Raw genomic sequence first — 23,477 nt, forward strand, 5'->3', positions numbered from 1 at the left:
ATAATATTAGTCAGCTAATTCAGCTAAACACATTTCTTCGTAAATTTGCTTAACCCATGCATCAACACGTTCTTCGGTAAGTTCTGGTTGACGGTCTTCATCGATACCTAAACCGACAAAGTGATTGTCGTCTACCATCCCTTTAGAAGCTTCAAAGTCATAGCTTTCAGAAGGCCAGTGGCCAATGATGATACCACCGCGAGCTTCAACGATGTCACGCACCATACCCATGGCATCAAGGAAGTATTCTGCGTAGTCTTCTTGGTCACCACAACCAAAAATAGCCACTAACTTATCGGTAAAATCGATTTGCTCAAGCTCAGGGAAAAAATCATCCCAATCGCACTGAGCTTCGCCGTAATACCAGGTTGGAATGCCAAACATAAGCAAGTCGTATTCAGCGATTTGCTCTTTAGTGCTCTTAGCGATGTCTTTAACATCGAGCATGCTTTTACCCAGTTTTTTCTGGATCATTTTGGCTACAGCTTCGGTGTTACCTGTGTCGCTACCGAAAAAAAGACCTACAGTTGCCATTGTCTATCCTTTAAATATCTAGTTCGCGTTGTGCGATGTTCGAAAAACGTCTCAGTTGTCGAGTTGTTGTTGCAGAATAAATTCGATTAACTGGCTACGACTGATGTTACTGTCCAAAGCTTGTTGGTTCAAGGCATCATATAAATCTTGTGACACTTTTAACTCTATTCGCTTTAAACCGTTAGCGCGATCACGCTGAATTTGGTTTCGCTTATTGATCTTTAATTGCTGTTCCCGAGAAAGTGGGTTACTTCTCGGACGCCCGCGGCGTGTTTCACTGGCAAAAAGGTCAATAGTCGTTCTATCTGTTGTTTCTTTTGCCATTGTATTTTAACCGATCCCAGAGCCTTCCCAGGTCATCTGTATAATACCTTTTGCAATAAACCCGGCACAGCCGAGAAATAACACTGCCCAAACAATATATCGACCAAATTTAGGGACATCACCTTGTTTAAGCACATCATGGATTGCCATACCGATAAAAAAGAATATCGCAGCAAAAAACAAGTTCAAACCAACGGCTTCAATTTGATCCATGTACTGATTTAACATATTTCTACCTTCGCGTTAGTCATGTCTGGCGAAAAGAGGGCGCGAATATATCACATCGTGTCAGAATTGGGTATGTGCAAAAGGGTAAATAATTAAAATTTACCCTTGGTTTTGTTCAATAAACTCAGCCACGATACGATTGAATATCTCAGGCTTTTGAGCATGTAGCCAATGACCTGTGCCATTTAAGGTTTTTGCCGTCACTCGCGGAAATTGACGGACAATTTCATCGCGATGTTCTGCAGTTACATAGTTTGAGTCACCGCCTCGTATAAACAGGGTAGGCTTGTCAAAATGCACCTCAGCACTGATTGGCAAATCCCAACCAATAATACGCGGGTAACAATGAATTAGACCATCAAGATTCATCTTCCATTCAAAGCCGGTGTCGGTTCGCTGCAAGTTTTTAAGCAAAAACTGCGCGGTACCTTCATCTATGCCACTGGCCAGTAGATGAGCCAATGCCGACTTACGGCTGGTATGTTCATCAAAGACTAAACTGGTCAACGCAGCAAAAACTGTTTGGTGTCGCGGCGCATAAGCGACCGGGGCAATATCGGCAACCACCAAGCTTTTTACCCGAGTCGGATACAATAAAGCCATGGCCATGGCGATTTTCCCTCCCATTGAATGGCCGACAATGTGGACACTATCAATACTGAGTTGGTCAAGCAATTTCACCATTGCATTGGCAAGTGATGGGTAGTCCATCGTGTCCCAATGTTCACTTAGACCGTGGTTGGGCACATCGACCCGAACAACCTGATGGTTTTTTTCCAGTACACTGGCAAGGTTTTTCAAGTTATCTAAGTTGCCAAATAGCCCATGAATAAGCAGGACTGTTTCACCTTGGCCGTGAGAGACATAATGCATAGTGCGATAAACTCGTGACATCAAACAATGGGGCCGAATTTTGCGATAATGAACACAGCAAATCAAGTTTTGATGACCGATGACATCAATTTTGCTGTAAATTTAAACGCGAGATGCGAATTTTTTGTGAATATGTGCGATTTAATGATTTTGCCACTTTATTAGTAGGTTAAGCTTGGCTTACACTGAAGCCATATTTTTGATCGCACTACATTATTTTGATCGGCGATAGCCTGTTTAACGTGTCACGCACTGACGTTAAGCCTAAGACAAATAGAAGAATAAGGATGACTCTGATGAAATACATTGAAATTGATGAAGAACTTTATCGTTTTATTGCCAGTAAAACGGAACGTATTGGCGAGAGTGCTTCTGATATTTTACGTCGATTATTGCATTTATCAGTGGAAAGCGTTGAAGTTGATTTGCCACAAGCGATCAGCGAACCGAGCCTTGAAGCCGAACCGGCAGAAACAACAGAAGCAGAATCTCAACGTAGTGAGTTATTTAATCAGGCCAAAGCAGCTGTCGAAAAAGTCATGGCAGTACAGGCGCAACCTGAAGTTGTGGCTCACATTGAATCAAGCGTAACTGAGATTGACTTTAAATCGATTGTTAATGAACATTTATTAGCTCAACAAAAAGGGGCTGTAGGCCGTTTTATGTGGTTACTCGATAATTTACAGGCGGCAACTGGCAGCGACTTTAATAAAGTGCTCGATATTCAAGGTAAAGGTCGTTTGTATTTTGCCCGTTCAAAACAAGCGCTATTGGACTCGAGCCAATCATCGAACCCGAAAGAAATCGGTACTAGCGGATTTTGGGTCACAACCAATAATAATACCGCCAAAAAACAAAACATTTTTACCGAGGTATTGGAACATTTAGGTTGTGACAGTGAATATGCCCGCACCATTGCAGGCTATATTTAAGGTTTTTAAGTTTGTCATCCATTTTCATTTACTCGTAGGAGACCACTTGTGGCCATTCATCAACGCGCAGGACAGCAAGCAGTACAAACGGATTTAGTGAATATTCCTAAATTGATGAGTCACTATTATCGCATTATTCCCAATGTAGAAGATGTGCAGCAAAAAGTGACATTTGGTACATCAGGTCACCGTGGCAGTGCTTTTAACGCCAGTTTTAATCAAAACCACATTTGGGCTATTGCCCAAGCGGTAGTGGATTATCGTCAATCTGCGGGCATTACCGGCTATATGATTGTCGGTTTTGATACTCATGCATTGTCATATGCGGCATTTATGTCGGTAGTTGAAGTGCTGACCGCGAACCAAGTTAAAATTCTCATCCAAAAAGAGGATGGGTTTACCCCTACACCTGTGGTGTCACAAGCCATTGTGAGTGCTAATGCTAGTAAGCCCGCAGCGTTGATAGATGGATTAATTATTACCCCGTCACACAACCCCCCACAAGACGGTGGTATTAAATACAATCCTCCGCACGGTGGCTACAGCAGAAGGTGAAATCACCAAAGTCATCGAAACCAAAGCTAACCAATACCTTGCTGACCAATTAAGCGGCGTTAAGAAGGTTAATTATGGTGTGGCGGTGCAATCGGGTTGGATTGATGAAGTTGATTTTATTGCGCCATATGTTGAATCACTGGCTGAAGTGATTGACATGGAGGCGATTAAAAAAGCTAACGTTCGTTTAGGCGTTGATCCGCTAGGCGGATCTGGTATTTATTATTGGGAGCAAATTGCTGCGAAATACGGCCTTGATATTACCTTGGTTAATGACAAAGTAGACCCAACCTTTGGCTTTATGACACTGGATAAAGACGGCAAAATCCGTATGGACTGCTCGTCACCTTATGCGATGGCAGGTTTGCTAGCACACAGCGAAAGTTATGATTTGTGTGTTGGTAACGACCCTGATTACGACCGCCACGGTATTGTGTGCCCAGGCTTTGGTTTAATGAACCCTAACCATTATTTAGCCGTGGCCATTGATTACTTAATGACCCATCGTCCGCAATGGTCTGCTTCATTATCGGTTGGCAAAACGTTGGTATCGAGTGCGATGATTGACCGTGTGTGTCATGCACTAGGTCGCCAATGTTTAGAAGTGCCAGTCGGCTTTAAATGGTTTGTTGATGGTTTAGCCCAAAGCACCATTGCTTTTGGCGGTGAAGAAAGTGCCGGCGCGGCGTTTTTAAAACGTGATGCTAGCACCTGGTGTACCGATAAAGATGGCTTTATTTTGGCGCTACTGGCGGCTGAAATTTTGGCTGTGACCGGTAAAACACCTGCACAACGTTATAAAGAGTTAACCGATCAATTTGGTGAAAGCTTCTATACCCGTATTGATAGCCCAATAAGCCTGAAGAAAAAAGCCAAGTTTGAATTGCTCAACGCCCAAAGTTTTACTGAGACCGAGCTTGCCGGCGAAGCGATCACAGCGATTTTAAGCCATGCACCGGGTAACAATGCGGCTATTGGTGGGATAAAGGTGACCACTGAAAATGGCTGGTTTGCTGCACGTCCATCTGGCACTGAAGCATTATTTAAAATCTACGCTGAAAGCTTTATTAGCCAGCAGCATCTCGATGAGATTATTGCTCAAGCGCAAATCATGATTGATTCGGCTTTAAAAGGTTAGGTTTAATCGGTGTATGATACCATTTCCATTAATTATGTGACCAATCAGAGTCTGAGCGCCTCCTGCAAGGCGGATTTCTGTGCCTTCTATGCTGCTTAATAGTATTTTGACGTAGAGCAACTATGCCTACAATCCTATTACTTGCCTAGAAGGCACAGAATTACCGCTGAATGACCAGATAATTAGTGGAATTGGTATGACTCACAGTAATTTTAACGCGTAAATAAAAAAGCACTGAATAATCAGTGCTTTTTTTGCCTAACAAAGAAGGTTATGCCAGATCGAATCGATCGGCATTCATTACTTTGATCCATGCGTTAACAAAGTCCTTTACAAACTTTTCTTTTGCATCGTCTTGCGCATAAACTTCTGCGTACGAGCGTAAAATAGAGTTTGAACCAAACACTAAGTCAACACGAGTCGCAGTCCACTTCACTTTATTGGTACTACGTTCAACAATGTTGTACAGGTTAGTACCGACCGGTTTCCAGCTGTAAGCCATGTCAGTCAAATTGACGAAAAAGTCATTTGATAACACACCCACATTGTCGGTAAACACACCGTGTTGTGTGTTGTCGTAGTTAGTGCCCAATACACGCATGCCGCCAACAAGTGCTGTCATTTCATGTGCGGTTAAGCCCATTAATTGGGTGCGGTCTAGCATCATCTCTTCTGGCTGCACCACATAGTCTTTCTTTTGCCAGTTACGATAAGCATCGTGTAGTGGTTCTAACACTTCAAATGACTCAACATCGGTTTGCTCTTGGGTGGCATCACCACGACCAGGTGCAAACGGGACAGTGATATTAACACCAGCATCTTTTGCTGCTTGTTCAACAGCTGCATTGCCACCCAGTACAATAAGGTCTGCCATGCTCACTGATTTATTGAACCCAGCTTGAACGCTAGCAAGTGCTGCAAGCACTTTTTGTAATCTTGCAGGTTCATTACCTTGCCAATCTTTTTGTGGCGCTAAACGAATACGTGCACCATTCGCGCCGCCACGATAATCAGAACCTCGGAAAGTACGCGCGCTATCCCATGCGGTCGCCACTAACTCAGCAACGCTTAACCCTGTGGCTAAGATGTTAGCTTTTAAGTCATTGATTTCTTGTTCGGTTAAGCTGTAATCCACTTGTGGTACAGGGTCTTGCCAAATTAACTCTTCTGCTGGCACATCAGTAGCCTAAGTAACGAGCTTTAGGGCCCAAATCACGGTGAGTTAATTTAAACCAAGCGCGGGCAAATACGTCGGAGAAGTAGGCTGGGTCTTTATAAAAACGTTCTGAAATCTTACGGTATTGCGGATCCATTTTCATTGCCATGTCGGCGTCGGTCATCATGGGTTCGACTTTAATTGACGGGTCTTCAACGTCTGCAGGCTTGTGCTCTTCTTTAAGATCGACAGCCTTCCATTGCCATGCGCCAGCAGGGCTTTTGGTGAGTTCCCAATCGTAGTTCAGTAATAGTTCAAAGTAGCCGTTATCCCATTGCGTTGGGTTTGTGCATTCATGCGCCTTCAATACCACTGGTGACGGTATCGCGGCCAATTCCTCGGCTTTTTTTGTTGATCCACCCTAAACCTTGATCTTCTAAATCAGCCCCTTCTGGATCTGGACCTAAGTTTTCAGCTCGGCCGTTACCATGGGCTTTACCTACTGTGTGACCACCTGCGGTAAGGGCAACGGTTTCTTCATCATTCATTGCCATACGCGCGAAGGTAATGCGAATGTCGTGTGCGGTTTTAAGTGGGTCAGGGTTACCATCAACCCCTTCAGGGTTCACATATATTAAGCCCATCATGACTGCAGCAAGTGGGTTCTCGAGATCGCGCTCACCAGAGTAACGGCTGTTTTCAGATCCACTTGGTGCTAACCATTGTTTTTCCGAACCCCAATAAATGTCTTTTTCTGGGTGCCAGATATCTGCACGTCCACCAGCAAAGCCAAAGGTTTTCAACCCCATCGATTCATAGGCAACCGTACCGGCTAAAATGATTAAGTCAGCCCATGATAGCTTGTTGCCATATTTCTTTTTAATTGGCCATAAAAGGCGACGTGCTTTATCAAGGTTGCCGTTGTCTGGCCAGCTGTTAAGTGGAGCAAAACGTTGATTACCAGTGCCGGCACCGCCACGCCCATCGGCAATACGGTATGTCCCCGCTGAGTGCCAAGCCATACGGATCATCAATCCGCCATAATGGCCCCAGTCGGCAGGCCACCAATCTTGGCTCTCGGTCATTAATGCGGTGAGATCTTTTTTTACAGCAGCAAGGTCTAATGATTTAAAGGCTTCACGATAATCGAAATTAGAATCCATTGGATCTGATTTACTGTCGTGTTGATGAAGAATATCGAGGTTAAGTGCGTTGAAGCCACCATTCCATCACATCGCTGGCGACAGCTGTATTGCCACCGTGGTTTACAGGGCATTTGCCTTGAGTGTGTTGTGCTTTTTCCATGAGATGTTCCTTTATCACTAAATTAGTTTAAACGTTAAGCATCATTGGATTACTTTTTTAGGCTAACTGACTGTGATTACAAATTAAAGCGAGATTTATCTATCTATTTAATCGATTTTGCTAATGCAAGAAAGTACAAAAAACTGATTAATAATAGTACAGTTCTGAATAAATTAGGTTAAAGATTTATTTTTCTAAATTTTTGATCTAAATCATTAAATTTATGGATGTATGGCCAAGCTTTGCCAATGAATGTTGATAACGGGGGGTAGGAGATAAATCATGTGGTGCCTGGTTATTTTAGCACCACACGAGGAATATTTGAGGGATTATAAATATTTAATCCATGCTTGCTGACTGGCTTGTTTATAGGCACTAAATCGCTTTACTGGATAATACAAAAGAGCGATTAAACTTAAGGCGATTAGCCAAACCCAAGCCATATTGTCAACGCCTAATAGTTCACCATGATTGGCACCAAAAACGTATTTACTGATGCCATAAAGTAGCAGCAATACATATAAATGCAGAATATAGAAAAACATGGGCACCGAGCCAAAGGTCATCAATACCTGGCCAAACTGATTGTTTAAGCGCTCAAAGCCTACTAAAGCGATAAACATAACCCCAAGGGTTATCAATAAAAAGCTTAACGAAGGAGGGTACTTAGTTAAGTTAAATACCGACATTAACGTCTCACCTAAATTGTTGCCCATTTGCCAAGGTAGTGTTTCACCATAAATATTGCCGCCTCGTAACACAATAAATAGCACTAAGCAGCCAATACCCAATTGAAGTAATTGCCGTTGACGCTTGCTGGTGATTGACGATTTTGAAAATATTGGCTCTGCGGCATAACCCAGTAAAATCACGCCCATCCAAGGTAGTGCTGGGTAGCTTATTTTGACTTTTAACATGCCGTCGGCAATTAAATATCCCCGATCATGCAAAATCGTCCACAAGCTATAGCCCCACTCATTAGGCATAAACTGTATTGGAGTTAATAGGTTATGGCCAAATACTATGGCAAAGCCTAATAGCGCCATGATGGGGCGCGGTAAATTAATTAACGCAGCCAAGGTAAGCATGCTAAGACCGATTACCCATATCACCTGTAGCCATAAGGTGTGATAGTTGCCCATCCATGAAATATTGATCACTAATATTTCAAGTCCGATTAAAAACAGTGCCCGTTTTATTAAAAATTCACGTGCTGAACGAGGTTGTAGCGGGTTGCGGTTTGCATATAACCAGGCAGATACCCCTGTTAAAAACACAAATACAGGGGCACAGAAGTGGGCGGCAAATCGGCTAATAAACAATTCCCATGAAGTGGTGCTCAAATCCATGGGATCGCTTACTTGCATGTGCAAGTAAAAACGCTCACGAACATGATCAAGCAGCATAATCAACATCACCGCGCCGCGCATCATATCAATGCTGGATATCCGTTTAGCTTTGACTGCGCCATCTAGTGTGTTGATTGGTTGGTTCGCACTCATAAGATACGCTCGCTTTTACATTGTGTGGTTAGCCCATACCGCCTGTAAGGCAGAATCGCTATGGATGGAATAAGGCGCATCAGGCTCGTAGTCGATAGTCCGCACAACATTGATATTGCTTCTAGGCGGTTATTTAGCAATAGACTCATTGATTGAAGAACGCGTTTTCTGATTATGTGTCAATGTGAGTTGCCAATATTCTAGGGCGAGATTGTAAATGACAAACATTTACATTAGCAATGGCGAACACAACTTTTTACATGTTTTATGAAGCTGAACTCGGTACAAAATGATGAATTTATACACGTACAATCAGCATGTTAACTAAAATCCCGTTCAAGTTTGACATTTGTGATACTAATTAGGCGAATTGACGCGTCACAGGGCAAGCGATGTGGCTTAACTTATTGAATAAAGGGGCTGTTGTAAGATTTGGCTAAGTTCAGTTTTGGGCATAGGCTTAGCAAAAAAGTCTTCTTGAGCAAGATGGCTACTGAGTGACTTGATTAATTCAGCTATGTCTGCATGTGCAATACCTTCAGTAACAACCGATTAATTTAAATGGTTGGCTAAATAAATGACCGATTTAACCATGGTTAAGTCGGCATCTTGATGAGGGTTATTGTTGATAAATGAACGGTCAATTTAAATTTGCGTTACCAGCAGGTCGCGTAACTTGATTTTTTCGGCTGCGTTATTTTCCTGAGATGGGTGGCATTGACTGGAAAAAAGCCTATAATCGTTTGCTGGTATACATGGCGATGTCGGCTTGTTGTAAGAGTTGGCTTATATTGCGAGTTTGACTGGGGAAATTCTCACGCCAACCTCTAGCTCATAGTTTTCAATAAAAAAGGCCGAGTCGAGTGCGTTTTGAATTGCACCGATAGTGCTGTCGACTTGAGGTTGAGAAGATTGGCCGAAAACTGCGGCAAACTCATCTCCGCTGAATCGAAATAGTCGATTAAGTTACAGTCCTAAAACAACAGTGCAGCATAGCCTTAACTATGCTGCACTTTTATAGTATTAATCCGATGATAAAGCCTGAGTTAGCCTCTGTAGCCGAATAGTTTGTGTTCCATAATGGCTTTACTGACAGGCTCAGGTACAGTATCAACCCAATCACCTTGGCCGCGACAAATTTGTTGTAAAATTTCTCTAGAAAAAATATTAAATAACTCGGGGTTACTAGACTCAATGCTGGTGATAAAACCGTTATCTAGCACATGGCGGAATAAGTAACGCAGATTATTAGGCACACTAAGGGTATTTAAATCGTTTATTTCACCTTTGTCATCGCGTTCAGGGTACACAAATAAACGGGTGTTATCGGGGAATAACTTGCCAAAGGCTTCAAGAATACCGCCTTCCATACCGCGATAATATTCTTCGTCAAAGATTTGTTTAATATTAACAATACCCACCACAATACCAATTTGCAATTGGGTATATTGACGGAAATAAGCCCTTAATGAGAAGTAACGTGTGTAATCCGAGATCATCACGTTATAGCCTAATAAATTAAGCAACTTAACGCGCTCCATGATGTCTTTTTCAGACATATTGGCATCTTTACCGTGTAAGTCATTTAGCGATATTTCAGCAATTAATACAGTATTTTTATTTGTTACGCCTTCTTGTGTGGCAAAAGCTTTATAACCTTGCTCAATCATATCAACATTGAGTTTGGTAATCGGTTTAAAGGAGCCACGAATAGTTAATACGTTCTTTTTGTACAGCATGTCTGCCGGTACCGCAACGCTGCCATCGGCTTTAAACATAATCGCGCGGGTTTTCCAGCTGCGAATAAGGTGAATGTTTTTAGCTTGATTATCTACATCTTCAAAGTAAGGCTGCTTGAAAGTCGATACAATCAATTTCAATTCGATTGGCTTTCATGTTATCGCTCAGTGAGTCGATAATCATTTTTGGGTCTTCAAAATAATAGTAACTGGCGTAAATCAGATTTACCCCTAATATCCCCAATGCTTGTTGTTGAGCTTCTGCGGTATCGTCAAACATGCGCACATGGACAATAATGTTAGACGGTTCTGCCCCCGGGTACATTTGAATTCGCACACCACACCAGGCATGGCATTCATTTTTACGGTTAAAACTTTTCGCTGAAACGGTCGCGGCGTAAGTAAAGTAACGTGAGGATTTAGAGCGCACACCACCGACACGATCAACCACTAAATCGAACTCTTGTTCCATCATTGCAAGCACTCTGGCTTTGCTGACATAACGGCCGTCTTCTTGTACGCCATAAATAGCATCAGAGAACTTCATATCGTATGCAGACATGGTTTTAGCGATCGTTCCGGCCGCCGCTCCCGCCACAAAAAAGTTACGTGCCACTTCTTGGCCTGCACCAATTTCAACGATGGTGCCGTATTTCTTTTCATCTAAATTAAGACGAAGAGCCTTTTCTTTGGTACCACGTGAACTGACTTGCTTATCCATATTATCTCCACACGATTTACAACTAACGTTTACATACTGCCGGCAATGTTAGCGCAACCGTTTATATCTGTCAGTGTTAGATTGAAATTATTGAAGTTTTATTGTGCCAACTGCCTGAGTGAAAAAGTCGGTTAGTTGATGGGCACATCCAACATAGTTTGTAAAAACACCGCCGAAAAAGGTGCTCTTTGTTGTTTTTTAATTTGTGGGCTTAAGCCGTTTTCAATGAGTACAAACAAATAATCATGGCCGTTACTGGCTTTGACTCTGCCTGCTAAATTGGCCACGCCTAACATGCTGCCGGTTTTGGCAAACACATGGTTTTTTAACGGTGATTTATTAAAATAGCGTTTATAACGTAAGGTACCGCTGACACCCGATTCAGGCAGAGTGTCGAGTAAAAAATGATATTCAGGCATCTGGTAAACCGTTGTTAATACACTTAACACTTGCTCTGCACTGAGTAAGTTGTATCGTGACAACCCTGAACCATCGGCTAAATTGGCGTCGGCTAAATCAATCCCTAGCGAGTACAAAATGGCTTTCATGGCTTGGCTACTGCGAGCAAAATCACTGGGGGCTTGAAAATAAGCTTCGCCGACTTTCTTCAATAAACTGTCTGCGATCAAGTTGTCAGATTTTAACAACATGGTTGACAGCAGGTCTGTTAAGGTTTCAGAGTGATGGCTGGCAATGACATAACGTTGACCTGTTGCTGGGGATATTTGACTGCGGCTAAGCACCATAGGAGCCTTGTGCTCAATCCCAAGGCTGTCTAATTGCTTGTCGACAATGTTTTTCGCATAAAGGGCTGGGTCTGTAATGGCAATGGCCAATGGTAACGATTTTTCGCCCACATGACAGCCACTGAGATGGTATCGATTATTGTCAAAGCGGCTTAGGGTTAACTGACATGCTGGTTGGCTATTGGCTTGAGTGTATACCGAGCCTGTCGGTGCAAGTTTATGTTGTGATTGCGCCACTACAGGATTAATAAAATAGGCTTCATTGGTTATTTCAATAGGGCGTTTACCTACCATAGAGATACTGGCGGTTTTATCGTAACCTGTGGTTGATAAGCGGCCGTAAACACAATTTTTATCAATAATAAATGGGGATATTGGCGCGGCATAACAAATGCCTAAGTCGTCCCAAACCCAGCCAGGAGCTTGCAATTGGTTGTCTTGTTCACTGACTAAAATAATATCGCCATTGAGCTGAGTGATCCCTAAGTCACTCAAGGATGTCAGTAACTGCTGTAAGTCTTGAAATTCAAGAGTGGGATCACCACTAAACTCAAGGTAAATATCACCCTGAAACACTCCATTCACCACTTGCTGTTTGTCTATGGGCTGCTCAGCATAAGTACTAAGTTGGGTTTGATAGTAAAATCCCTGGCCTAATTGTTTTGTCGCGGCAAGTGCAGTAAGCAGCTTTTGAATACTGGCTGGTTGCATGAGCGATTGGTTATTGTAACTGAACACGGCTTGCTGAGTGGTCATGTCCCACACGCTAATGCCTAATTGCGAATAGGCTGGTTTAAGTAACTGCAACATATCGTCAAGGTATTGGGTTGCAGCAAGCTCTGAAGGGACTTGAGTTGTTGAGCTTGATGCTAAACTCGGCGGTATGATGATTTCAGCACTTGCCTGATTGGTGATCCCACACCACACACCTACGCCTAACATTAGGCGCACTAACGCATAAACTGAACCAGCAAAATACTTGCACAATAGTCGGGGTGACGCCGTTAACAACGCTAAATACATATCGGCCTGCAACTTATATAAAAAGGATTATGTTCAATCAGAGTATGGTGTAAATCTATTTTAGCTTAACAAAGCAATCGCTGATATGGCTATGACGTTGGTGAATAAAATATATTGTTGCTGTCAATGAGGTGAATATTTCACTGGTATTGGTGATTGGTAAGCATGAGGCAACGGTTTTCACTGTTAACGCAAAGATTCTGATGTCGTTCGTGCTCATTTTTCACTGGCTTCTGTTTAAGACAATACTTATTTATAACATGACGGCTGTACGCATTTTGAGCGATTTGCTATGTGGTCAGGCTGGTCGCTTAGCAAGCAAATTGACAATATTTTAGCGCTATCGCCCGTTTTTCATACAAAGAAGGCCACAAAAAGCACCTTTAGGTAAGAAACACCTTGCTCATCACCTTGTTAGTCGGTAATTTCTATCAGCTAAATTATGCGCTGAAACGAACATGCGATTCGAGTACCACGCTTTTACGGTGTTTTTTTGATTGACCTAGGTACTCAGTGTTGTTTGTCAGGCCGAAAAATATTGATAACCAAGTTGACACATCATCAAAGTATTTTTGATTGGTGGTTCACTTGTTGCTGATTAAAAAGTGAAGTCAATGAGTGGTAAAAATGACAAGTGTAATAGTGAAGCCGTCCTGTGATGTTTGTTCATTTTTTCTCATTGTACTGCGATGATCACCCATTTTAAGGAGGATGCCTTGCTGTATAAGCTAGGTGGAATTGCGCTAAAAGCTGATGCTTTGTCTTGGTTACTTAATCCTAAGGATTTTAAGCAAGCCTTATTAGCTAAAATTGAGTCTGCAACATCTTCAATTTATATTGCCGCGTTATACGTCGAAGACGATGAAGCAGGCCGTGAAGTATTGCATGCATTATTAGCCGCAAAAGCACGCCAACCAGATTTAGACATCAAAGTATTAGTTGATTACCATCGTGCACGTCGTGGTCTAATTGGCCATAAAGGCGACAGCGGCAATTATATTCTTTATCGCAACTTGATGGCCGATGCTGAACATCCATTTGATATTGTTGGTGTACCGGTTAAGTCGCGTGAGTTTATGGGGGTATTGCACCTCAAGGGTTTTATTATTGATGATGCAGTTATATACAGCGGCGCCAGCATTAACAATATTTACATGCAACAAAAAGACAAATACCGTTTTGACCGTTACCATGTAATCGAGAGTGCTGAACTGGCTCGCAGTATGCGCGACATGATCAAACAGCATATCACCAGCGATTCAGCTGTGAGCGTGTTGAGCCATGCGGCTGACAATGAAATCAACCCTGAAAAACAAGATGTTAAAACGTTTAAGCATCGATTGTCTCAGGCTCGTTACCAGTACGAATCCACCACGATAGGTAATCGGGTTACCCCATTGATTGGCTTAGGCCGCAAAAATAACCCGCTGAATAACACCGTGATTAAACTGGTTGAAACATCTAAAGAGCACTTGTTTATTTGTACGCCGTATTTTAATCCTCCTGCCATGTTGAGCAGGGCGCTGGCCAAACATCTGCGCGCAGGTAAAAAGATTGATATTGTAGTAGGCGACAAAACGGCTAATGATTTTTATATTCCGCCAGAGCAAGATTTTTCGACCATTGGTGCTTTGCCCTACATGTATGAGCAATCGTTACGCAAATTTGCTAAGCGCCAACAATGGGCTATTGAAAACGGCCAGTTGAATATTCATTTATGGAAAGATGGTATTAACAGCTTCCATTTGAAAGGCATCAGTGCCGATAACCGCAAACACTTGATTACGGGGTCTAACCTTAACCCTCGTGCCTGGGCGTTAGATTTAGAAAATGGCTTATTGTTACATGATGAATCGGGCAGTTGGAAATCGTCGTTTATTGCTGAGCAGCAGCATATCTTGTTGCACACTGAACGCTTATTTCATTACAGCCAAATTGATACATTACGTAAATACCCAAAACCAGTGAAAAAAATTATGAACCGTATCCGTCGTTTAAAAGCTGACTTTTTATTGCGACGTATTCTATAATCTTCATTGAATAATCAGTATTCTCCATTCATCATCTTAAGGGTGATGAATTTTTTTCACTTCAGAGTTTTTTATGACCCAAGTTGTTAGTCAAACCTCAAAAGCAGCTATACATGCGGTTCATCGACTGCATGCATACCGTAAGTCGCTGTCAACTAAACCGTTTGGTGCTCGGGGTAAAAAGCTCATTCGCTGTAACTTATGTTTGTTGGGTGAATTATTTTGTACTTGTAAACATCGGCAATATTTGACTACCCAAGTCAGTTTTATGTTGATTATGTATAATGATGAAGTGTTAAAGCCAACTAACAGTGGCCGCTTAATTGCCGATTTAATTCCTGATACCCATGCTTTTTTATGGACTCGTACTAACACTGATCAACAGATGTTGGCGTTATTAGATGATCCGCACTATCAGCCCTATTTAGTGTTTCCGCAGCAGTACATCGAAAATCAGCAAGCTGTGGTGAATCAAATTATGCCGCAAGCGTTATTACAACCCAGCAACAAGGTTAAAACGCCTTTATTGGTGATGTTAGATGGTAGCTGGCGAGAAGCCATTAAGATGTACCGTAAAAGCCCTTATTTACATCAAATGCCGGTGTTGTCGTTTGCACCAGAAGCATTAGCGACATATGCGCTGCGTAAAGGCAGCCATGATTTTCAATTAGGCACTGCTGAAGTGGCATCATTAGCATTGAGTGCAGCCCAAGAACCGCAAAACGGCTTAGCGCTTTCTGCCTGGTTTGATCTATTTGTTGAATCATCATTGCTTGGACGTAATCGCCGTGCTAAAGAAACCTTAACGCCAATTGAGCACTACATTAACGCATTTACAGATGCTCTTACGGCGAGCAAGCAACAAATAGACTAAAGCGCAGGACATATTTGCATATTGGCCGATTTTACGGGATGCTTATTAGATAACGTGATACTAGGGTCTGTTGATCTTTCAAGGTTATTTTTGTAGCGAATTGTTGGTCTTTACTCACATATATAACTGCGCGGCAGAGACTTTGAGGTGTAGTTATTCTACATAAAAAGTCGATAACGCAGTAAAAATGGCCAACAAACGCTGCCCGAAGGGTTCGGCTAAAAACGTTTTACTCTTTGTTGAATGATTCTTTGCAAATAAAGAGTTGCTTAGATTGCTAGGCATCAATCCATTCGCCTCGATTAACACGTTTTTAACTCGAACAAAATTCAACCAGCAAAGATCAACAGACCCTAGGTACATTTTATTAATAAGGACTTTATAGCACGCATTATGGAAGACTTGCTCAACACACGTTCACAATACAGCGCAACAAAATTGGTGATTTTATATCGGCTTGAACCTGGGTGTTTAGGCTACTGATGGCGTTGATCATATTGTCACTTTTTGCCAATTAGCAGAACGTGCGTTAGTGCATTTAAATGCCGATATATGTCAGTGGATTTTAGCGCCTCGTTTTGATAAGTCTCTCATTGAATTTCAATACAGTTTGGCTGGAAAAGTGTTGTCTCACGACAAAGCCGTTAAGTTTGTTGCCTCGTTTGACCAGCAACTTGATGTGATTGAGGCGCAATTTGAAGACAAGCTTACTCAGTTGATTAACCAATACATTGCCCGTAAAGCAGTGCCTTAAGTCGCTAATTTTTCTTTTCGCTTAACCCTATGATGTGATGGGTTTAATCACTATATTCAGGGATTATCTATGTCAAGCATTACCCCAAACGCAGATTCAGGCCAAGGCGTTACCTCTGCAAGCCTACACCAATTATTACAACAGCAATTTGGCTTTGATCATTTTAGAGCTGGCCAACAAGCGGTAATCGAAACCATTTTAGGCGGCCAGTCTGCGTTAGCGATTTTCCCTACGGGCTCGGGTAAGTCTTTGTGCTATCAATTTTGTGCTCAACAATTACCCCATTTGACCTTAGTGATTTCACCCTTATTAGCGTTAATGAAAGACCAATTGGCCTTTTTAGCCAGTAAAGGCATTGCTGCGGCCAGTATTGACTCTAGTTTAACCTATGAACAAACCCAACAAGTGATGCGAGATGTGCGTGATAATCGCACCCGGATTTTAATGGTCTCGGTTGAACGATTTAAGAATGAGCGCTTTAGGCAGTTTTTGCATTCTGTGCCAATTTCTTTACTGGTGGTCGATGAAGCTCACTGTATTTCTGAGTGGAAGTCATAACTTTCGTCCTGATTATTTAAAAATACCGCAATTTTGTCAGGCATTTTCTATCCCGCAAACCCTGTTACTGACCGCGACAGCCACAGCGCAGGTTAAGCACGATATGGCCTCGCGTTTTGGTTTAGCACCAGCACAAATCATTCAAACCGGCTTTTATCGCGCTAATCTCGATTTGTCGGTCTTGGCGGTCAGTCAGCAAGATAAAAATATCCAACTCGTCGATTGCGTTAATTATTATGCTAACAACGGCCAAAAGGGTGCCGGTATTGTGTATGTGACTTTGCAGCAAACGGCAGAAGATGTGGCACAAGTATTAATTAATCAAGGGATTAACGCTCGCGCATATCATGCAGGTATGGAGCAGGAGGCGCGCCAAAGTATTCAGCAACAGTTTATGGATAATCAGGTACAAGTTATCGTTGCTACCATTGCTTTTGGTATGGGCATTGATAAGTCCGATATTCGTTTTGTTATTCATTATGATTTACCCAAATCGATTGAAAATTACAGTCAAGAAATCGGCCGTGCAGGGCGCGATGGTCAATTGTCTCATTGTGTTACATTAGCGAATCTCGATGGGTTAAATACGGTCGAAAACTTTGTCTATGGTGATACGCCTGAGCCTGAAAGCATCAAGCAATTACTTGAAATCATTGCTGATGAAACGGATCAAGGGCGCTGGGAAGTTCAAGAACTGCCATTATCTACAGCCTGTAACATTCGCGGCTTGCCATTAAAAACCTTGTTTGTGCAATTAGAACTACTTGGGGTGATTAGCCCAAGTTTTGCGTATTTTGCTGATTTTAAATACCGCTTTGTAGAAGATATGCAGGTTATTTTGAAGCGCTTTAACTCTGAACGTCAGGCTTTTTTAAACCAAGTATTTGAACATACTCACTTTAAAAAAATCTGGGGGCAGTTAGATTTTGACAGTTTGTATCAACAATATGGTGCCGAGCGCCAACGTGTTGTGGCGGCATTGGAGTATTTAGCTGAGCAGCAGCTGATTATTCTTGAAACTAAAAAAATCACTCAGGTGTATAACGTTAATCAACAGGCGCTTGTTCATCCTGCACAGTTACAGGCATTAAGCTTGCAGATAAGCAACTATTTTGCTGATAACGAGCGCAAAGAAATTGTGCGTATTAGCCAACTGGTGGCATTTTTTGAGCTCGACAGCTGTTTAAGTGCCTCATTGGCCGAATACTTCGACGATCAAGCCGCGCCGAAATCATGTGGTCATTGCAGTGTTTGTCGTGGTCAAATTGCGGTATTATCTAAACAGGCGTTAGCTCCATTACCAGACTCAGCTAACGTTGCTGCATTGCTTGCGCCATTACACCAAGTGGCTCAGGCTAAATCGCTACCCACTGTGACTGTTGCGACACAGGCTAAATTTCTTGCTGGTATGGTGATGCCAAGGTTTAGCCGTTTAAAAGTCAAACAATTAGACGGCTTTGGCCGTTTTAGTGCTTACCGATACCAAGATATTCTGGCTGCTGTTAACAAGGTGAATTCATGAAACCCGTTCCTGAAGCATTATTAAAAAAACACGCCAATTTAGTTCAAAGTGAGGGGGTCACTGTGGTGTCTCACACCCAACGAGAAGTGGGTGAGTGGGTATTACAAACCTTGATGATAGAAGATTGCGATGTGCCGTTTAAGTACAAACGCCCTAAACGCTTTAAAAGTTTACAAGGCCAAAAGGTCAACCTCATTTATTATCCAGCCAAAGAATCTGTGGCTGGATTTGAAATCGAAGTCATGCAAGTGGTTCGGGTTAGACGCTACTAATCGCTCTACTACTGGCAGCCTTAATTCCACATAATAGTATTAACCTAATGATGGCAGGCTATTGATAATTTAACTATTATCTATTTAATACTGTAGTTAAATTCACTTACCGCCCGCCAAATGCGATAACGTAATTGAGCATCTTTAGGTAAATAAAATACCTTTGGCAAACGGCTATCGTATGCTTGGGTAAGGCTGTCATTGAGAACCACAAATTGTGCTTTTTTGCCATCTGTACACATCATTCGGGTACTTGGCCTTGCATTATGTTGTTCACTTGATAATAACGGTAACCCCAGCCGTCGAGTGACAGGGTCTGGATTTCGCCTATTAACTTTACCTTGTTGCAGTCAACCAGCTTATTTTGACCTACCTGGATTTCAATTAAATACTCTGACTCATTGTTTAGCTTAGGTAGGGTTATGATGTGTTGCACCATGTTGGCTTGAGGCGCAGGATACATTTTTGTGTCTGCTTGAGCCTGATAGTTTTCTGTATTCATTACGCTGGATTGAATGGGTATTGTGTTTAATGGGTCGTTATTGGTTTTAGGGGTGGCCTGGCTCGCCAATGACACGCTAGCAATAAGTAAACTAGCGGCCATGAGTAGCGGCTTATATTGTGCAGTTGTGCGCATTGTTGTTAATTCCTTATGAGTATGAATAACGACTTAAACGATTGAGCAGGACAAAAGGGTTATTTACAATGATGTATTTTCAAACAAAAGTTTGCTTAAAATTAACATCTCTAATTGAGTTTAGATCATAAGTATGACATAACATACTGATAACCTTTGACACATTGTTTTTATCATAAGGTATCGTTTTCGATGCACAATAATCAAAATTTAGAACAAACCTCGCACATATTGCACCTCGTGTTGCCTAAAATGTCTGAGTTAGCCATTCCGGTCACGCCTGAAAACTATGCAATTTGGTTTGATTATTTTGCCGAAACTAACCTCAATTTAAAACGGGCTATCGATGGCTTAATTGCCAATGATGTTAAATTTACCCCGGAAGTTAATCTGGGTTTGTATAATCGCTTTATTGAAGAGCGCTCGCCTGAAATCATCGAAAACGTCCAAATAGAAACGCAAATCTTAATCAATAGTTTGGTCCATAAAATTGAGCTGTTAGGCGAGGGCACGGCAAACTTTTCCGGCAACTTAAGCGAGTTTAACCAAAAACTGCAATCTAACCCTAATTCTGATGAGTTAACCTTGTTAGTGATGAGTATTGCCGCAGAAGTGGAACAAGTGATTGCCAGTAACCGCCATATGTCTGAAAGCTTAGTGTCGCTGTCTGATGAAATCGCCAACCTTAAAAGCGAGATGGATAATTTAAGCAAGGTGGCCATGACAGACGAGTTGACCTCGCTCAATAATCGCCGCGCTTATGAATTGTTTGCCGCTGAACAAATGACTAAGTTTACCGACACGCAAACCGTGTGCAGCTTGTTGATGATAGATATTGATAATTTCAAACAATTTAATGAAACCTTTGGTCATCTGATTGGAGACAAAGTGCTGGCTTATGTGGCACTAGCCATGAAACACACGGTAAAGGGGGATGACTTAGTTGCACGTTATGGCGGTGAAGAGTTTGTGGTGATGTTGCCCAATGCTAAGTTAACCGATGCAGTTAATGTAGCTGAAAAAATTCGTGAACGTATTTCGCTTAAACAATTATCGATTGGTAAAGAAAAGAAACAAAACTTAGGTCATATTACGGTATCGATTGGTGTGGCAACCATTCAAACCGGCGATGATGCCGATACCTTATTAGCACGTGCAGATGAGCAATTATATATAGCTAAAAGAGCAGGTAGAAACTGCGTAAAATATGCTTAATGAGTTCAGTTAGATTTGTATAGAATAACAAGGCCAGCAGTCAATCTGCTGGCCTTGTTATTGAATGCATGGGCTTAATCATTAGTTTGTTTGTCTTTGTTCTGTAAGTCCATATGCATTTTTATCAAATGTTCTTCCATATCAAACGACACGGTAAAGCCCAACGATTTGGCTAAACTGGCCATATTACGGTTTTCAAACATGGTGAATCCGGTTAAGTACAAGGTATTGTTGTTTTTATAATAAGTAATCAGTTTTTCGAGCAGTAGCTTACCTAGGCCAATACCCTGGTAATCACTGCGGACAGCCATGGCAAATTCAGCCTCGGTGTTATCGGGGTCAATAGAGGCTCTTACCGCGCCGAGAGTGAGCTCTTCACCCTCTGCGGTTGCAGTGGTCGCAATAAACGCCATTTCACGCGCATAATCGATTTGAGTGAGTACGGCCATCTCTTCATGGGTCATCTTAGAACGCATTCCAAAATAACGTTTGTATCTGTCTTCATCGCTAAGTGAATTATCAAATTCTAAATGCTTAGGCTCATCTTCTGGCAAGATGGGTCTTAACATGACGGTTAAACCGTTTTTAAGTGTGGAAGTTTGTTCTAACTCTTTGGGATAAGGCATGATAGCCAAACGGCCAATATTGTCTTGTGGACTGTCATGCAGGCGCATGTTGACATCTAGTAAGGTGATTTTTTCGCCCGCGGCTAACACGGGGTTTATGTCTATTTCGGCAATTTCTGGACAGTCGATAACTAACTGAGATATTTGGGTCAACATAAGACATAGCGCATTCATGTCCAGGCTACAGTGGTAAATGCCTGTCGCGCAGCTTATTGGTTTTCAGTGCTTGAATCACCATATAACGCGCCAAGGCCATATTCAATGGTGGCAATGCTACGGCTGCATCTCGAGTAGGATCCCATTCTGAGCCACCTTCGCCAATACAAATCGCAGAGTACAAATACCGGGTCGTTAATGACTGACACGCGGATTTCTTGTGCGCCTGCCGTTAATGCCATTTTTTGAATAATCAGTCCATCTATTTTGGCTTTGGGGTTAATTTGATGAACCCTGTCAATAATCGAGTGCGCAGCATGGCTAACATCATCATCTGAGGTTAAATTGAGCACCACGCCGTGAACATCTGATTTATAGAGTAGGTCAGGTGACTGCACTTTTAGCGCGACCGGATAACCCGCGCTATTGGCGACATTAACCGCTTCGTCAACATCACTGACAAACCAGGTATCGATGGTGTTTAAACCATAAGCTTTTAATATATCAACCGCTTGATGGGTTTCTACCACAGTTTGTCCGCGGTCGAGAGCCTGTTGTAATAGGGTTTTGGCTATATTGCGATCGGCTGGGATATTGTCGGGGATCGACAACGGCACTTCTTGTAATAATTTTTGGTTACGGCGGTATTCGACCATGTGCATAAAGGCCGCACAGCACCCTCAGGGGTGCGATACGTAGGAATGCCAGCTTTGGTAAAGCGTTTACGCCCCAGGTAGGCCGAGTCTTCACCGCTCCAGTTGGTTAAAATATTTAACTTATGCCGGTTAGGGTTCTTATTAATTGTTTCAATGATGCTTGTGGCTATCTCGACACTTTCAGCCAATATTGACGGTGAATGCAACACTAAAATCGTGTCGACGTCATTGCTATTCATTAACACTTCAAGGGTTTTTGCATAACGCTGGTGGTCTGCATCGCCAATCATGTCGATAGGATTTTGCCTTGACCAGGTGTCTGGTAAAATGGTGTTCAGTTCGTTTATGGTGTTGTCAGACAATTGCGCTAATTTACCGCCTTTGATAATTAACTCGTCAGCCGCCAAAACCGCAGAGTACGCCGCCATTACTCATAATAATTAACCGCTCACCTTTTAATGTAGTTGAGTGGGCAAGGCTTTCTACTGCGGCAAACAGTTCAATTAAATCATTTACCCGCAGCATACCTGCACGACGAAACGCCGCTTCATATACGGCGTCGTTACCACCAATGCCGCCAGTATGGAGCATGGCTGCTTTCATGCCTTCATGGCTGCGGCCAGATTTAATCACAAAAATAGGTTTGTTTCGCGCAGCTGCGCGAGCGGCGGATAAAAAGTGACGTTTTTCATTAATGGAATCAATATAAAGCATGATTGCACTGGTTTTGCTGTCGCGGCCGAGGTAATCCAGCAGCTCATCAAAGTCGATATCAGTGGCATCACCAAGCGAAATAAACGATGAAAAGCCAATGCCCTTATTGTTGGCCCAATCTAATACTGTGGTACAAATGGCTGCTGATTGAGACACAAAGGCAATCTTGCCAGATATGGCACCCGCATGGGCTAAACTGGCGTTTAATCCGATGGGCGGTAAAATCATCCCGAGGCTATTTGGCTTCAACAACCGCATACCATAACGTTTAGCATATTGTTTGGTCAGTGTGAGCAAATCATTACCGTGCTCGTCGGTTTGTAACGCCATACCCGAGGCCATAATAATGGCCACTTTGCAGCCAAATTGGGCTAACCGTTCAACAATGCTGGGTACTTTTTGCGCGCTAGTGCATATGATGGCTAAATCAGGTTTAATTGGCAGGGCTTCAATATTAGGGTAGGCAAGCACACCCATTACCGCCGTGTATTTAGGGGTTACGGGCATTATCGGTCACTGAAAATCCACTGGATAATAAGTTTTTCATGATGCCTTTGCCGGCACGCTTATCACCATTTGATGCACCAATAACCGCGACTGACGTGGGCTTAAAGAGAGAATGAATACTGCGTTGACTCATATTGGTGTCCTGTGGTGATAACCGATGCTAATCAGATTAGCATATTC

General features: G+C 42.4%; 12 protein-coding genes and 6 pseudogenes. 8 read left to right on the forward strand and 10 right to left on the reverse strand.

Features of this window, described 5'->3' with window-relative positions:
- Positions 1-6: 6 nt before the first annotated feature.
- The 4 genes from fldA to N4T56_RS07835 all read right to left on the reverse strand — a co-directional run bounded on the left by fldA (position 7) and on the right by N4T56_RS07835 (position 1,959).
- Positions 7-534, reverse strand: coding sequence for a flavodoxin FldA (fldA, locus tag N4T56_RS07820; protein WP_188922309.1), 528 nt, complete (start codon positions 532-534; stop codon positions 7-9).
- 51 nt (positions 535-585) lie between these two features.
- Entirely contained in the window at positions 586-858 is a 273-nt protein-coding gene (ybfE, locus tag N4T56_RS07825; protein ID WP_188925939.1) for a LexA regulated protein, read from the reverse strand.
- Between the two features lie 6 nt (positions 859-864).
- Positions 865-1,086, reverse strand: a complete 222-nt coding sequence (locus N4T56_RS07830) for a DUF2788 domain-containing protein (protein ID WP_160052447.1) — start codon at positions 1,084-1,086, stop codon at positions 865-867.
- A gap of 99 nt (positions 1,087-1,185) precedes the next feature.
- Entirely contained in the window at positions 1,186-1,959 is a 774-nt protein-coding gene (locus tag N4T56_RS07835) for an alpha/beta fold hydrolase (protein ID WP_261732821.1), read from the reverse strand.
- Between the two features lie 296 nt (positions 1,960-2,255).
- On the opposite strand from N4T56_RS07835, the gene seqA reads away from it, so the two are divergent.
- Positions 2,256-2,891, forward strand: a complete 636-nt coding sequence (seqA, locus tag N4T56_RS07840) for a replication initiation negative regulator SeqA (RefSeq protein ID WP_261732822.1) — start codon at positions 2,256-2,258, stop codon at positions 2,889-2,891.
- Positions 2,892-2,939: 48 nt separating this feature from the next.
- Positions 2,940-4,584 (forward strand): annotated as a pseudogene (pgm, locus tag N4T56_RS07845) (phosphoglucomutase (alpha-D-glucose-1,6-bisphosphate-dependent)).
- A gap of 271 nt (positions 4,585-4,855) precedes the next feature.
- On the opposite strand, the pseudogene katG reads toward pgm, so the two are convergent.
- The 4 genes and pseudogenes from katG to dacB form a co-directional block, all read right to left on the reverse strand.
- A pseudogene (katG, locus tag N4T56_RS07850) lies at positions 4,856-7,045 on the reverse strand (catalase/peroxidase HPI).
- Positions 7,046-7,374: 329 nt separating this feature from the next.
- Entirely contained in the window at positions 7,375-8,547 is a 1,173-nt protein-coding gene (locus N4T56_RS07855; protein ID WP_261732823.1) for a DUF1624 domain-containing protein, read from the reverse strand.
- 1,046 nt (positions 8,548-9,593) lie between these two features.
- Positions 9,594-11,007 (reverse strand): annotated as a pseudogene (locus N4T56_RS07860) (TonB-dependent receptor).
- Positions 11,008-11,138: 131 nt separating this feature from the next.
- Entirely contained in the window at positions 11,139-12,776 is a 1,638-nt protein-coding gene (gene dacB / locus N4T56_RS07865; RefSeq protein ID WP_261732824.1) for a D-alanyl-D-alanine carboxypeptidase/D-alanyl-D-alanine endopeptidase, read from the reverse strand.
- A gap of 689 nt (positions 12,777-13,465) precedes the next feature.
- On the opposite strand from dacB, the gene pssA reads away from it, so the two are divergent.
- The 5 genes and pseudogenes from pssA (at position 13,466) to N4T56_RS07895 (ending at position 18,786) form a co-directional block, all read left to right on the forward strand.
- Positions 13,466-14,806: a CDP-diacylglycerol--serine O-phosphatidyltransferase gene (pssA, locus tag N4T56_RS07870; RefSeq protein WP_261734776.1), complete on the forward strand. Its 1,341-nt coding sequence runs from the start codon at positions 13,466-13,468 to the stop codon at positions 14,804-14,806.
- A 73-nt stretch (positions 14,807-14,879) separates the two neighbouring features.
- Entirely contained in the window at positions 14,880-15,680 is an 801-nt protein-coding gene (locus N4T56_RS07875; RefSeq protein ID WP_261732825.1) for a tRNA-uridine aminocarboxypropyltransferase, read from the forward strand.
- Positions 15,681-16,212: 532 nt separating this feature from the next.
- Positions 16,213-16,434 (forward strand): hypothetical protein, encoded by a 222-nt coding sequence (locus N4T56_RS07885; protein ID WP_261732826.1) that lies wholly within the window; start codon positions 16,213-16,215, stop codon positions 16,432-16,434.
- 69 nt (positions 16,435-16,503) lie between these two features.
- Positions 16,504-18,514: pseudogene (locus N4T56_RS07890) on the forward strand (RecQ family ATP-dependent DNA helicase).
- Positions 18,511-18,786 carry a hypothetical protein gene (locus N4T56_RS07895; RefSeq protein ID WP_188922334.1) on the forward strand — a complete coding sequence of 92 codons (276 nt, stop codon included), beginning with the start codon at positions 18,511-18,513 and terminating at the stop codon, positions 18,784-18,786. Before N4T56_RS07890 ends, N4T56_RS07895 begins: the two are co-directional and overlap by 4 nt.
- Before the next feature lie 80 nt (positions 18,787-18,866).
- Here the strand turns inward: N4T56_RS07895 and eco are convergent.
- Positions 18,867-19,423, reverse strand: a pseudogene (eco, locus tag N4T56_RS07905) (serine protease inhibitor ecotin).
- A 192-nt stretch (positions 19,424-19,615) separates the two neighbouring features.
- Here eco and N4T56_RS07910 point away from each other — a divergent pair.
- Positions 19,616-20,638 (forward strand): GGDEF domain-containing protein, encoded by a 1,023-nt coding sequence (locus N4T56_RS07910; protein ID WP_261732829.1) that lies wholly within the window; start codon positions 19,616-19,618, stop codon positions 20,636-20,638.
- A gap of 74 nt (positions 20,639-20,712) precedes the next feature.
- On the opposite strand, the pseudogene N4T56_RS07915 reads toward N4T56_RS07910, so the two are convergent.
- A pseudogene (locus N4T56_RS07915) lies at positions 20,713-23,430 on the reverse strand (bifunctional acetate--CoA ligase family protein/GNAT family N-acetyltransferase).
- Positions 23,431-23,477: the final 47 nt, after the last annotated feature.

Source organism: Shewanella phaeophyticola, from assembly GCF_025398315.1.
Classification (GTDB): Bacteria; Pseudomonadota; Gammaproteobacteria; order Enterobacterales; family Shewanellaceae; genus Shewanella; species Shewanella phaeophyticola.